Source organism: Vibrio sp. S/42/10, assembly GCF_029890535.1.
GTDB lineage: Bacteria > Pseudomonadota > Gammaproteobacteria > Enterobacterales > Vibrionaceae > Vibrio > Vibrio cyclitrophicus.
On sequence record NZ_JAKMZC010000010.1, the window covers coordinates 13664 to 26595 of the forward strand.

At 43.9% G+C, this 12932-nt stretch carries 12 protein-coding genes; 7 read left to right on the forward strand and 5 right to left on the reverse strand.

Annotation, left to right across the window (positions count from 1 at the left end):
• Positions 1–7 precede the first annotated feature (7 nt).
• The 3 genes from L8S15_RS12335 (at position 8) to L8S15_RS12345 (ending at position 3547) form a co-directional block, all read left to right on the forward strand.
• On the forward strand, positions 8–793 hold the full coding sequence (locus L8S15_RS12335; protein ID WP_016783853.1) for an HAD-IIB family hydrolase: 786 nt from the start codon (positions 8–10) through the stop codon (positions 791–793).
• Positions 794–1052: 259 nt separating this feature from the next.
• Positions 1053–1979, forward strand: a complete 927-nt coding sequence (locus L8S15_RS12340) for a LysR family transcriptional regulator (RefSeq protein ID WP_010437948.1) — start codon at positions 1053–1055, stop codon at positions 1977–1979.
• A 314-nt stretch (positions 1980–2293) separates the two neighbouring features.
• Positions 2294–3547, forward strand: a complete 1254-nt coding sequence (locus L8S15_RS12345; RefSeq protein WP_010437950.1) for a D-amino acid dehydrogenase — start codon at positions 2294–2296, stop codon at positions 3545–3547.
• Positions 3548–3622: 75 nt separating this feature from the next.
• Here the strand turns inward: L8S15_RS12345 and L8S15_RS12350 are convergent, their stop codons facing one another.
• From L8S15_RS12350 to L8S15_RS12365, 4 genes are all read right to left on the reverse strand, one after another.
• Positions 3623–4360, reverse strand: coding sequence for a dienelactone hydrolase family protein (locus L8S15_RS12350; protein ID WP_280573321.1), 738 nt, complete (start codon positions 4358–4360; stop codon positions 3623–3625).
• Between the two features lie 218 nt (positions 4361–4578).
• Positions 4579–5508 (reverse strand): pyridoxal-phosphate dependent enzyme, encoded by a 930-nt coding sequence (locus L8S15_RS12355; RefSeq protein WP_010437956.1) that lies wholly within the window; start codon positions 5506–5508, stop codon positions 4579–4581.
• A 127-nt stretch (positions 5509–5635) separates the two neighbouring features.
• Entirely contained in the window at positions 5636–6943 is a 1308-nt protein-coding gene (locus L8S15_RS12360) for a HAMP domain-containing sensor histidine kinase (protein WP_010437958.1), read from the reverse strand.
• The gene (locus L8S15_RS12365; RefSeq protein WP_010437961.1) at positions 6940–7617 is read right to left on the reverse strand and encodes a response regulator transcription factor; all 678 of its coding nucleotides are present in this window, start codon (positions 7615–7617) and stop codon (positions 6940–6942) included. Before L8S15_RS12365 ends, L8S15_RS12360 begins: the two co-directional genes overlap by 4 nt.
• Positions 7618–7742: 125 nt before the next feature.
• Here L8S15_RS12365 and L8S15_RS12370 point away from each other — a divergent pair, with 125 nt between their 5' ends.
• Genes L8S15_RS12370 through L8S15_RS12380 form a run of 3 tightly spaced genes read left to right on the forward strand, consistent with a single transcriptional unit; the run spans position 7743 to position 10700 of the window.
• Positions 7743–8762 (forward strand): glycosyltransferase family 2 protein, encoded by a 1020-nt coding sequence (locus L8S15_RS12370; RefSeq protein ID WP_280573324.1) that lies wholly within the window; start codon positions 7743–7745, stop codon positions 8760–8762.
• The gene (locus L8S15_RS12375; RefSeq protein ID WP_016768381.1) at positions 8759–10249 is read left to right on the forward strand and encodes a glycosyltransferase family 39 protein; all 1491 of its coding nucleotides are present in this window, start codon (positions 8759–8761) and stop codon (positions 10247–10249) included. The genes L8S15_RS12370 and L8S15_RS12375 overlap by 4 nt, the downstream gene beginning before the upstream one ends.
• Positions 10236–10700 (forward strand): GtrA family protein, encoded by a 465-nt coding sequence (locus L8S15_RS12380; protein WP_016783858.1) that lies wholly within the window; start codon positions 10236–10238, stop codon positions 10698–10700. Before L8S15_RS12375 ends, L8S15_RS12380 begins: the two co-directional genes overlap by 14 nt.
• Positions 10701–10786: 86 nt before the next feature.
• Here L8S15_RS12380 and L8S15_RS12385 read toward each other — a convergent pair whose 3' ends face one another.
• A complete protein-coding gene (locus L8S15_RS12385) occupies positions 10787–11992 on the reverse strand; it encodes a benzoate/H(+) symporter BenE family transporter (RefSeq protein ID WP_010437969.1) in 1206 nt (401 codons plus the stop codon).
• Between the two features lie 143 nt (positions 11993–12135).
• Here L8S15_RS12385 and L8S15_RS12390 point away from each other — a divergent pair, with 143 nt between their 5' ends.
• Entirely contained in the window at positions 12136–12846 is a 711-nt protein-coding gene (locus tag L8S15_RS12390) for an XRE family transcriptional regulator (protein WP_010437972.1), read from the forward strand.
• Positions 12847–12932: the final 86 nt, after the last annotated feature.

Genomic DNA, 12932 nt, shown 5'->3' on the forward strand with positions numbered 1-12932 from the left:
TGTAGAAATGAATTCGGTATCGAATGAATTGAACCCAAAATGGAAAAACATAGATTGGGTGTTAACCGATGTGGATGACACCTTAACATGGCAAGGTCAATTGCCACCGGAAACCCTAATAGCACTGAGTAAACTTCGTGATTCGGGGAGAAAAGTGGTTGCAGTAACAGGCGCTTGTGCCGGTTGGTGTGATCACATTGCTCAGTTGTGGCCTGTTGATGCGGTTCTCGGTGAGAACGGTGCGTTTATTCTGGAAAAGAAAGGCGGCTTTCTTACGTTGCGCTCTGATATCCCTTTACCAGAAGTCAGTGCCAACCAGAGTAAACTAAAAGAACAAGTATTGGCTATTTTGAGCGATTACCCAGGGCTCAATTTAACGCTAGATCAGTCTTATCGTTTGTGTGAGGTAGCGATCGATATTGGTCAAAATCGTCCAAAAGTCGACGACGCTATTATTGAAGAAATCGTAACTAAGATTCACGAGCTAGGCGCTCACGCTACAGCAAGCTCTATTCACATTAATGCTTGGTATGGTGAGCACTCTAAGAAAGCGACATCGACTGCTTTTCTTAAGGAGAAGGGGCTATCTAACCAAGAGATAGTTGAACGTAGTTGCTATGTGGGAGATTCGATGAACGACCAATACATGTTTGAAATTTTGCCTAACAGTGTCGGTGTGGCGAATATTCAGCATTACTGGAACCGTTTAGAGCATCATCCATCAGTGGTGATGAGCAAGCCGGGTGGGTACGGTTTCGCTGAGTTTGTCGATAAGCTGCTTGCCATAAAATAGCTCGTGGCTGTAGTCTTTGAACTGTCGACTATAGACATCAAACACAACTCACTTCTTTACTGAATTGAGTTGTGTTTTTGTTTTATGAAGATGTGTATGTTCACTTTTTGTATAGCGTTTTTGCCTGCTTTGAATGCTTTTCTTGGTGACTCAGCCCACAACTTCCAAACTTGCCGCGCTGCCATCTCAATTCCTAGATGGGTAAATTAGAGAATTATGAGAGGCTTACTTTGTGTTAGTCGAACCACAAGGAAGTTGAATGCACCACTTTAATATTCGAGCACTTGAATATCTGAATGCGTTATCAAAATATGGGTCACTACGCAAGGCATCAACGATGATGAACGTTGATCCTGCGGCGATGAGTCGAATGCTGACGCAGCTCGAAGCGCAAGCGGAAATGAAAGTATGGGAACGTAATAATCGACAGTCGCTTTTAACAGAAGCGGGTAACGAGCTACTGAATTACTACCGTTCAATCGTTCGGGGAGAGACGGCGTTAATAACTCGGCTAACTAAGCTGAAAAACCTGAAAGGTGGCAATGTCAGTATCGCAATTGGTGAAGGTTTTATAACCAACTTGGTTTCTCAGCCGATGCAAACTTTCATGACTCGTTATCCGGATATTAATTTGTCGATTGAGATTGCTGGAGCGTTAGATGCGGTTAAAATGCTGGAAGATCAACAGATAGATTTTGCGATTACCTACGCGTCTGCTCCACACCCTAAATTGCATTCACACGTTGAGCGTAGTCATCCGTTGGAGCTTATCGCTCCCAAAGGGCACTTTTTGACGATGAAAGAAGCGCCAGTAACACTTCAAGACGTTAAAGATGTTTCTGTCGCATTAATCGATAACTCGACTGGCATGGGACGGTTAGTGAAGCATGCAGAACAAATGTCTCACCTTACTTTGCAACCAAAGCTTCAAACTAACTCGGTAACAGCTCTCACTAACTTTGTGTCAGCAGGGTTGGGCGTCACGTTTATGCCAAAGCTTACCGTGCTTGATGAGATTAAATCGGGGCAAATCGAAGTGGTGACCACAGAGTTGGAAATGTTTTCGAAAGCGACCGTTAAGGTTCAGTCTTTAAAAGGCAGAGCACTGACGCTTCAAGCCGAAACGCTGTTAGATTTCTTACTCGAGAATGTGACGTTTTTGAGTCATGATGCTTATAATATTTAGGTTGATATAGAGATGCTCTAAATCGTTACCTTTGTGTATTTATTCATAGCTTACCAGTTCGTGTCTTCCTATAGTTAACCCTCTAACGGTATGAGCAACTTATTCTTCCACTTAACTACAAGTTAACTACGTACTCAACCTCACAGTTCTAAACTTCTGGGGTGGCCTCTAAGCTAAATTGACTTTTTATCAACAGTTTAACTATTGTTAAGTCAACGCCTGGCGAATAAGTTACAAGCCATTAACGAAAGTAGTATCTGAATTGAAAGCGGTGCCCAGAAAATTGAGTTTTTGCTGGGCATTAGGGGAAGAGCATGGAAGTTATTGTTATTGGTAGTGGCGTTATTGGATTGACCAGTGCTTGGTATCTAGCGAAAGAGGGGCACTCTGTCACGGTAATCGACCGCCAAGATTCTAGTGGTAAGGAAACCAGCTTTGCTAATGCTGGCCAAATCTCTTACGGTTATTCTTCACCATGGGCTGCTCCTGGTATTCCATTAAAAGCAATGAAGTGGCTCACTCAAGAGCATTCGCCTTTGAAAGTGAAACCGTCACTGTCTCCTGACTTAGTTTCTTGGGCGACTAAGATGCTCACCAACTGCAATGAAGCCAAGTACGCCCAGAATAAATCGCGCATGTTGCGGGTAGCCAACTACAGCCGAGATTGCCTGACTCACCTAAGAACCAGTGAAGACTTGGTTTATGAAGGTAGGCAGAAAGGTACATTGCAAGTGTTTCGCAGCGAGAAGCAATTGGACTTCATTCAGCAGGATATGAAGCTGTTAAAAGAGAGTGGGATCGAACATTCTCTGTTTGATGTCGCTCAATGCTTAGCTGTAGAGCCGGGTTTAGCAGATGTTAAAGATAAGCTCGTTGGCGGCCTTTATCTACCTCACGATGAAACGGGCGATTGTCATCAGTTCTGTTTAAATTTGACCGAGAAAGCCAAGAGGTTGGGAGTCCGGTTCGAATTTGATACCGAAGTGGTTAAGTTAAATCATCAGAATCAAATTATTGAAAGCATCACCACCACCCAAGGTGAATTTAAAGCGGACGCTTATGTGGTGGCTTCTGGCAGTTACTCTCGAGATCTCCTTAAGCAGGTCAACCTGACAATTCCTGTGTATCCAGTGAAGGGGTATTCGTTGACATTGCCTATCATTAATGAAGAGAAATCACCAACCTCTACCGTGATGGACGAAACCTACAAAGTCGCGATGACCCGATTTGATGACCGTATTCGGATTGCAGGTACCGCTGAGCTGGCTGGTTTCGACTACCATATTCCTGAAAAACGCAAAGCTACGATAGATATGGTGATAAAAGATCTTTTCCCTCAGGCGGGGGATTTTACTAAGGCAGAATATTGGACAGGGTTAAGGCCAATGACACCCGACGGCACGCCTATTATCGGTAAAACGCCAATCGAAAACCTATTTACGAATACAGGACATGGGACGCTAGGTTGGACAATGGCGTGTGGCTCGGGAAAGTTGTTAGCGAGTGTGGTCAGTGGCTCTACAACTGATATTGAAGCCGATGATTTGAATATTGCTCGTTACTTGTAACTGAATGATGCCATGGTCGAGCCAGTATCTTCATCGTTAAGAATGGGGTACTGGCTCAAGTTTTATATCGAATATTTATCTCGTGGTTGTTTCTAATACATGAGTGAAGCGCTCCCACGATTTCTGGTCGGCCTCTTGTTGATAGTTATTTGAGCCGAACACGGTAAATGCGTGCGGAGCACCACTGTAGGTGATCATTTCATGTGGGACTTTGGTTGTTTCGAGTTGAGCTGCGAGGTTGCCAAAATCTTCCATTGATATCATGGCATCAGCGGTTCCGTGGAACACAACAACTGGCGCTTTTGTCTGAGAGTAATCTTGTCCTTTTGGTGTCGATAAGCCACCGTGGAAGGTGACGTAAGCCTTGGAGGATATACCTTCTCTCGCGGCCTCCAATACGGCTGCGCCACCAAAACAATACCCCATCATCACGTTGTTATCTAAGTTACCACCTAGCTTTTCCGCTTCCATGGCTCCAGCATTGAGCAGCGTACGCATTTTTTCTCTGTCTTGATACAATTCGCCTGTGTGTTGCTTTTTGTCTTTCACTTCGGTTGGACGAATGTCTTTACCAAATAGATCGATGGCGAACACGTTGTACCCCAGTTCATTGAGCATCTCGGAACGTTTCTTTTCGTAGTCGGTTAAGCCATCCCAATCATGTATTAGCAGCACCAAAGGCGCTTGGTCGCTGGCTTCACTCCAATAACCTTCATAGTCCACACCGTCAACTTGGTAAGTAACGTTTTCTCCAGAAATCACAGAAAAGGGAAGTAGAGTTGCAAGTAAACTTAGCGTAGTGAGTGTTCGCATGCGTTAATCCTTTAGATGACAAATGATAATTCAATCAAAAGTATAGATAACGCTAGGATTCTCGCCAGATTCCTTCTTCATGTTTGATGTTTGATGTTTGATGTTTGATGTTTGATGTTTGATTTTTAAGGTAGACATAGAGTGATAGTACGATCAATAAAAAGCCACCGTGATGAGATGCTGTGGCTATTTGATTATGAGAGAGGGTAAAAAAACGACTACCAAGATGCGTTGTTACTGTTGCTGAAGATATCAGGGTACTTGCGTTGATAGCGTGGCAGCATAGATTCATTACCTAATATGCCACCTTGATGGACATAGATAATGGTTTTAGTCAGGTTGTCTTGTTGCCACTGTTCTAAGCATTGCCACATTAATGGGTCATAAAGTAGATCAAACTCAATATCGGTTTGTTCTTGAAGATCCAACCAAGTTTGATAATCCTTTTTATATAATTTACCAAAGTGATGTTTAGTTTTGAGCGGTAAGATCTGTGGATGGTCGGCTTCACCAAGTTCATTGAATTGCTGCGTTAAATAGTCGCTACCACCAACACAGGCGCAAGTTAATACAGGGATGTTATGTAACTTTAAATGTTTATGAAGGTAGAGTGCAGTAGCACCTGTGCCTGCTGGCAAGGCAACGACGAACTCATGTTGACTTTCGAAACGTGTCCAGCTGAGTATTTCCATCGCCAGTTGTTTTACGCCATATTCAGACAGTTGAGAGCGTCCACCTTCAGGTAGCACAATACAATGGCAGTCAGGTTGTCTAACTTGTTCAATGTACTCTTTTGGATGTAGCTGCGACCCAGCATCTCTCACTGAAATGACTTTAGCGCCCAAGTCTACAGCGCCACGATAGTTACCGATTGGGCGTTCATGTAGCCATTGAGGCAGGTGGTCGACGTAGAACTCAAGGGTCCATCCTTTAATCTTTGCCAGTGCAGCGAGAGAGAATAGCGAATTAGCTTGCGCAGAACCGTAGCTGATTAAGGTTGTCGTATTAGGGTGTTCGTCTTCGAGAAGTTTCATGAACTTTCGCGCTTTATTGCCGCAAAAATGAGAGTGGAGCTGATCGTCACGCTTCAAGAAAAAGGTGTGGTCGTTGTATAGATGTTGAGTTACAGGGCTATTATTTAGTTTCATTGCACTTAAACAAAATGCTGACTAAGAAGCCAGCATTTTTATATCAAATAGGACTAATGAGTATCTAGTAGCCTACAAGCGCTGTAAACCAACTAAATCAAGTTTTCATTGGATATCGAGTTCGATGTTAAGAGTTTACTTGCTCAGTTGCTATCGACGTCGATGAAGCTGAGCTCGTTTCAAAGGTGATCTTGGCGCTACATCCACCTCCATTACGATTGACGAGCTCAAAGCCCCAATTGAAGCGTTGGCATAAGTCGTCGACGATCAATAAACCTAATCCATGGCCATTGGGGTTGTACTGTTCCTGTAAGCCTTCACCTTGGTCTTCAATCATAATACTTTCTTCGGACAAAGAAACCATGACAGTGCCACTATTGGTCGCTGCAATGGCATTCCTTAATAGGTTGCCGACCAGCATATTCATGATAGCACTGGTGGCTTGAATGGTGGGTTCTGATTGAACCTGTAAGGATACTTCTATTTGTTTGTCATTTGCCTGTAACGAGTTCTTCGAAATGATGCTTTCTAACTCTTGTTGGCAAAATAAGCGCAGCGGCGCGTCATCACTGTTTCTTTCATAACGCACAAGGCCCAGTAAGGCATCGACCATTTCTGACATCTGTACAATCGCATCATCTATCCGTTCGACCTGACGAGATTGAAACTCCGTTGTTTCGCTTCTTAGTAATAACTTGTTTGCACCACGAGCAACCGTCAGTGGCGTTCTTAACTCATGACTAGAGTATCGAGCAAAGGCTTGTTCTCGTTTGAGTAATGAATTAATTTCACGACGATATTGATTCAGCTGATCAGTTAATTGGCGAAACTCAACGGCGGCGTTATCACTTACACCGAACTCTTCACTTAGGTTTAATTTATTTGTCTCGAGTTGCTCTGAAAGTAAGTTGAAAGGTTCTATCAGTCGTTTCGATAATCGATAGAGCAAAGCGCCAAAGCTAAAAATTAAAATGGAAAGTAATGTTAAAACGAATGTTGTTGCGTACACTAATTCGTCATGGCTAAACTCGACGCGGTCAACTTCAGATAAAAGGATGATTGGATAGGTTTTCCCTTTGTCAGAATACTCACCGACATACACCATTCGTGAATCAGGCTCTTCTCCTACCTCACCAACAAAGCTCTCTTTACCTTCAATGTATTTCCGGTATTCGATAGGGATGAATGAAGGGTCATTGTATGCCATGGTAAGACCATCGATGCGAATTTTACCACTCTCCCCTGACTGAAATTGCTCAACCGCATAGTTTCGGTCAATCAAGATACGTCTTTCGCCCACCCGATCTTCTGATAGATAAAGTGCAGACATAAACACTATGTAGGTAAAGACCGAGACAATGACCGCCATTGCCCCAAAGAAAACCGCTAGGCGGCCAGTTAGAGTTTTAGTGCTAGTGAGAACGTTCAAAATCAATTTGAAGACTCCAAACGGAATCCTACTTTAGGGACAGTAATCAACATTTGGTTGTTAAAGGGCTTGTCGAGTTGGTTTCGTAATTGATAGATGTGACTCCGTAACACATCGTTATTGGGCTCGTCTTCCTCCCAAAGCTGGTATGAGATAGCTTCACGAGTGACCACTTCAGGTGCACTTTGGCACAGCATCTCAAGTATGGTGTAAGTCGTTGGGTTGAGTGCGAGCAGTTTGTCTTGACGGTAAGCTTTACGGGTTTTTTGATCGATGGTGAGTTCATCGAATTGAAGTTTAGAAGAGGCTACTTTTCCGCGGTAGCGACGAACTAATGCGTTCATTCTCGCTTCCAAAATATCCAAATCAAAAGGCTTAGTGAGATAGTCATCGGCACCATGTGCAAAACCCTTCAACATATCTTCGCGGCTATCCAAGGCGGTCAGCATCAGAATCGGTGTCGCATTGCCTTGCTCTCGTAATTTATTACAAAGCGTTAGGCCGTCCATTCTCGGTAACATTAGATCCAATAGGATGATATCAAATGAGTTTTCCATTGCGAGCTGCAGTCCAAGTTCGCCATTGTCCGCGTAATCGAGTTCCATACCAATACACTCAAAATAATCAAATAAGACCCCGGCAATTTCACGGTTATCTTCGACTAATAGAACTCGTTTCATTTTGATTCTCATACAGAAATAGACGGTAACATTATCCTGAGTGAGCGTGAAAAATATGTCAATAACATAACTTTCACTTATGGGCGAGTAGATTGACTGCAGATTAGTCAATGGAAGAATGTATTATGTCTGAACTTCATATTAGCCGCCCTAAGATATCTACATCGCAGAGCAACCCTGCTGTATCTCTGTCTATTATTGTGCCTTTTTACGATGAGCAAGAGGTGTTGGAAGAGTTCCACTCTAGGCTCACTAAAGTTCTTGATAGCTTGCCGATCACGAGCGAGATCGTTTATGTCGACGATGGAAGTAAAGACAACAGCTTGGAGTTGGTGAGTTCATTCACTTCAATCAATAGCTCAATTTCTGTTATCGGTTTAAGCCGTAATTTTGGCAAAGAATCAGCGATGAGCGCAGGCCTTGAGCACTGTCGTGGACAAGCGGTGATTTTGCTAGACGCTGACTTACAAGATCCACCCGAACTGATCCCGCAAATGATTGCCAAGTGGCGCGAGGGTTATGACGTCGTCAATATGCAGCGTAGCCAGCGCGACGGTGAAACATGGTTTAAGAAGTTTTCAGCAGCGAGCTTTTACAAAGTAATGAATGTGGCTGCGAAGATCGATGTTCCTGAGAATGTGGGTGATTTCCGACTGTTAAGCCGAGAAGTTGTCGACCATATTAATCAACTTCCAGAACGTAACCGTTATATGAAAGGCATTTTCTCATGGCCGGGTTTCCGACAAGCAACGCTCCAATTTAAGCGTGATGCTCGCTTCTGTGGTGAGACCAAATGGAACTACCTGAAGCTTATTGGATTGGCGATGGATGGCATTACCTCGTTCTCAATTCGACCACTGCGCCTTGCTACAGCATTGGGTGGCTTAGTCGCGCTGACTGCTTTTGTGTATGGAATGGTCATCGTGTTTAAAACCATGATGTTTGGTGAGCCAACCACGGGTTATCCATCAATGATGGTCGTACAACTGGCTCTTGGCGGCATTCAACTCCTGAGTATTGGTTTAATGGGGGAGTACATAGGTCGTATTTTCATTGAAACCAAGAATCGCCCTCTTTATCTGATCCAATCGGTGGTCGATACCCCTGCATTAAAAACACATTTTAAATTAGAGGAGTCAGCATGAGCCTGAACCGAACACACCTATGGTATTTGTTGGCTTTTGCACTGATTTTAAGACTTTTATCTTTGGCGACATACCCGTTAATGGACACCACCGAAGCGCGCTACGGGGAGATGGCTCGCTTGATGGTTGAAACTGGGAATTGGTTAACGCCTCAGTTTGATTACGGCATTCCTTTCTGGGGCAAGCCACCGTTGTTCACATGGATGAGTGCGGCTGGTATTGAGTTGTTCGGCCTGAGTGAGTTTGCTGTGCGTGCTCCGCATTGGTTAGCTGGTTTTACGACGATTTTGCTGGTTGCGTACATGGCTAAGCGAACCGGTCAAAGTGCCTTGGTCGCTGCAGTTGTATTGGCGACATGCGGCATTTTCTCTATCGCGGCAGGTGCCGTCATGACAGACATGGCATTAACGTTAGCTATGACTATTGCGATGCTGGGCTTTTACTTATGTTGGCTAGGTGGAGAGGATTGGGAAAGAGAAGGAAGTCCGCAGCCTAATGGAGTTTTGTGGGGCTATGTCGGCTTTATTGGGTTAGCACTAGGTCTGCTTGCAAAAGGGCCTGTTGCAATTGTCATTATGGGGATCGCTGTATTCCCTTGGTTGGTTTTACAACACGGCTTGTTTGGTGCTTTTAAAGTACTTTGGCAACGCTTTCCATTGTTGTCTGGCTTAGGTGTGATGCTAGTGATCGCTTTACCTTGGTACATCATGGCCGAAATGGCAACACCGGGTTTTATTGATTACTTCATTGTTGGCGAGCACTTTAAGCGTTTTGTGGTGAGTGGTTGGGAGGGAGATTTATACGGTTCTGCACATGATCAAGCGAGAGGTATGATCTGGGTATTCTGGATTCAAGCTGCTGTCCCTTGGTCGCTTGTATTACCTGTATTGGCGTTTACTCGACGTAAGAAAATTGCAGAGATTAATGCCAAAAATCGTGGGTTATTTTCCTTCCTTGTGTGTTGGTTAATTTCACCTCTGATTCTTTTTACTATGGCGGGAAATATTCTTCCCGCTTATGTGTTGCCGGGTATTCCAGCCCTTGGTTTACTGGTCGCGATACTTGTTGTGGAAAAAGATAAGAAGTGGTTTTCGAGCGTAGCTTTAGTTCTGCCAGTGTTGCTGATGATTGCGATGGTTTACCTAAACTTAGGTAAGGCGAACGAGAAGAGTGACCGTATTATCTTCGAACAGATCACCGATTCAGCGCCAAGTTTTTATGTAGGAAAACGACCGTTCTCTGGGCAATTTTATAGCCAAGGACAAGCGAAAAAGCTACTTGATGTAGAGCAACTAGACGGAATCGACAAGTTCTATTTGATAGGTAAAAGGGTGGAAGTAGAAACCAAGATTAAAGACAACGCGTTAACCTGTATTTTGGAACCTACGGTGAAAATAAAACGCGCTTTGTTCAGCTGTCATAGCCAAGCGAGCAAACCAACTTTGTCGTTGAGTCATATTAAAAGCCAAAGTGATGTTCAGCGTTAACTCAGGGCTACGAATGCTCAATAACAAGCTGCAGATACACAGTCAAAGGCTGCAGTCCCATCACAAGATGGTTCGGTTCGCAGTGGTTGGTGTTGGCGGTTTTGTTGTTGATTGCTTAGTGTTTGCATTGCTTCATTACGTCTTTGGAGTACCCCTAATGATTGCACGAATTGGTTCTTTCATTGCCGCTGCAACGACCACATGGTTTGGTAATCGCGTGCTTACTTTTGGGTTTAGAGGGCAGGGTAATTGGTCTGAAAAATTGATTCAGTGGCAAAAATTCATGTTTTCGGCATCGATATCTGCAGTACCTAATATACTGTGCTTCAAACTAATGACGGGTCTGCTTCCCCCTATTACTGGGGTTGTATTTATCGCAATGGCCGTCGGCACCTTGGTTGGTATGGTGACTAACTACCTGTTCAGTCAATATTGGGTATTTACTCGTTAGGCAAGTAAATGGAAGGCAAGCCATCCAATGACTTGCCTTCCATTTAAGGTGATTGCTAAGCGAGGAGAACGGTAGCTTTGACTCTGCTATTTTCCTGTGTTTGCCCGTTTGGGCTGGGTTTGTTTTGTTTTAGCGACTTCTAACTGCCAGTTTTTGATTGTGTAGCAAATTAAACCTAAACAAAGCCCCCAAAATGCGCTGGCGACTCCGGCAAAGTTAATCCCAGATGCGGTCAGTAAAAAAGTGAATAACGCCGCTTCTCTATGTGTTTCATCCGAAAGTGCGGTTGTTAAGCTGTTAGCCAATGTCGGTAGCAAAGCTAGCCCAGCGATAGCTACGATGATGGATTGAGGAACAGACGAAAACAGAGAGACAAAGGTTGTTCCGAATACTCCTGCCAATAAATAGAAACCGCCTACAGCTAAAGCCGCTTTGTAGCGGCTCTTCGGGTTCGGATCCGCGTTTGGGCTCATACATATTGCCCCTGTCAGTGCCGACAAATTAAAAGCAAAACCGCCAAATGGCGCAAGCAATAAACCGGTAACGCCTGTTGTGGTTATAATTCGAGATGCTGGTGGGTTATAACCATTGGCTTTTAATACGGCGAAACCCGGTAAGTTCTGGGATGCCATTGTCACAATAAATAGGGGAATCCCTACACTCAATAAAGATGACCAGTCAAAATCGGGTGTGATGAACATAGGTTGAGTCAGCGTTAAGTTCACATTCGATAAATCCAACTTTCCCGCGATGCCACTCATCATGGCTGCGAGTAGTAGAATAAAAGGTATCAAAAGATTCCCAAACCTAGGTTTAGCGAGAATATAAGCGGCTAGCATAGTGCTGATGATGACAGCTTCTTGAGACATAGAAGAAAACATTCCGATGCCAAACATCCACAACACACCAGCTAACATTGCAGAGGCGATTGACGTAGGTATTCGCTTAAGAAGTGTTTCAAAAACCCCTGTTAGACCTGTAATGGTGATGAGGAGCGAACTAAATAGGAAGATCGCGACGGCTTGTTCTACGGTGAGTCCATCCAGCGATGAGATGAGTAAAGCCGCACCCGGTGTAGACCAAGCCGTCACAATCGGTTGCTTATATCGCCATGACAGTAGAAGAGTTGACATGCCCATACCTATTCCAAGTGCCCAAAACCAAGATGCAATTTGCTCTTGATTCGCGCCAGCACTGCTAGCAGCTTGGAAAATGATCGCCGCCGCACTCGCATAACCGATAAATACTGCAATGAAACCAGTACTGATGTGAGAAAACTTAACTTGATCCATATTAACCACTCTCGTTGTGCGTTATAACATACATAGGAGTAACTTAGCACTTGTGCGTTATAGCGCACAAGTGCTATTTGTATAAACTTGTTCGTAATAGCTATTCGTAACAATTTAATATACGAGCAAACTCAAATAGGTAGATGAACGAAAACATGTCGAAAAACGTTAATACAGAAGACCGCTTGAATGTAATGGGTAGCCTGAATGCCGAAGGTCGTTTGAAAGCAGATGAAGTTTCGAATGCAGGAGAAGCTTTAAGTGTACAAAATAACTTGAACGTGAAAACCGAATTACAGGTAAGCCAAAATCTAAAGCGGATTCGTAAAGAAAAAGGATGGAGCCTCGATGCGACCGCGAAAGCGACTGGGGTAAGCAAAGCTATGCTTGGTCAGATTGAGCGTGGTGAGTCTAGTCCAACGGTCGCAAAACTATGGCAAATAGCTACTGGGTTTAATGTGTCATTCTCAAGTTTGATTTTGCCTTCTTCAAACAACGAACTGGTGAGCTTGTTCCGAGATGCGAATATATTACGCGACGAAAGCTTGAAGGACGGTTTCTCGGTAAGTGTTGTGTTCCCTTTTGAGCCATCTGTAGGCTTCGAATTGTATGAGCTTAGGTTGGCAGAAAACTATCAACATTTCTCTGAACCTCATAGTGCCGGTGTGACGGAGCATATTTTGTGTATTTCAGGTCAAATGGCGGTTTTCTTTGATGATAGTTGGCATGAGTTAAGCTCGGGACAAGCCGTTCGTTTTAATGCAGAACAGCGTCATGGTTATAAAAATACAGGGCAAGAAAAAGCCATTTTCCACAATATTATCCATTACCCTAATCAATGGCAGCGGTCATAGTTGGTGGAACTCAAGATAATGTCGTCATGTTTCAAGATACAAAAAAGCGCAGCTAAATAGCTGCGCTTTTTATTAATATGATAACC

Excerpts from the sequence above, each read along its gene's own strand:
- L8S15_RS12385 (WP_010437969.1), bottom strand. The coding sequence starts at position 11,992 with ATGGATCAAGTTAAGTTTTCTCACATCAGTACTGGTTTCATTGCAGTA.
- L8S15_RS12370 (WP_280573324.1), top strand. The coding sequence starts at position 7,743 with ATGTCTGAACTTCATATTAGCCGCCCTAAGATATCTACATCGCAGAGC.
- L8S15_RS12375 (WP_016768381.1), top strand. The coding sequence starts at position 8,759 with ATGAGCCTGAACCGAACACACCTATGGTATTTGTTGGCTTTTGCACTG.
- L8S15_RS12380 (WP_016783858.1), top strand. The coding sequence starts at position 10,236 with ATGTTCAGCGTTAACTCAGGGCTACGAATGCTCAATAACAAGCTGCAG.
- L8S15_RS12355 (WP_010437956.1), bottom strand. The coding sequence starts at position 5,508 with ATGAAACTAAATAATAGCCCTGTAACTCAACATCTATACAACGACCAC.
- L8S15_RS12365 (WP_010437961.1), bottom strand. The coding sequence starts at position 7,617 with ATGAAACGAGTTCTATTAGTCGAAGATAACCGTGAAATTGCCGGGGTC.
- L8S15_RS12340 (WP_010437948.1), top strand. The coding sequence starts at position 1,053 with ATGCACCACTTTAATATTCGAGCACTTGAATATCTGAATGCGTTATCA.
- L8S15_RS12335 (WP_016783853.1), top strand. The coding sequence starts at position 8 with ATGAATTCGGTATCGAATGAATTGAACCCAAAATGGAAAAACATAGAT.
- L8S15_RS12390 (WP_010437972.1), top strand. The coding sequence starts at position 12,136 with ATGAACGAAAACATGTCGAAAAACGTTAATACAGAAGACCGCTTGAAT.
- L8S15_RS12350 (WP_280573321.1), bottom strand. The coding sequence starts at position 4,360 with ATGCGAACACTCACTACGCTAAGTTTACTTGCAACTCTACTTCCCTTT.
- L8S15_RS12345 (WP_010437950.1), top strand. The coding sequence starts at position 2,294 with ATGGAAGTTATTGTTATTGGTAGTGGCGTTATTGGATTGACCAGTGCT.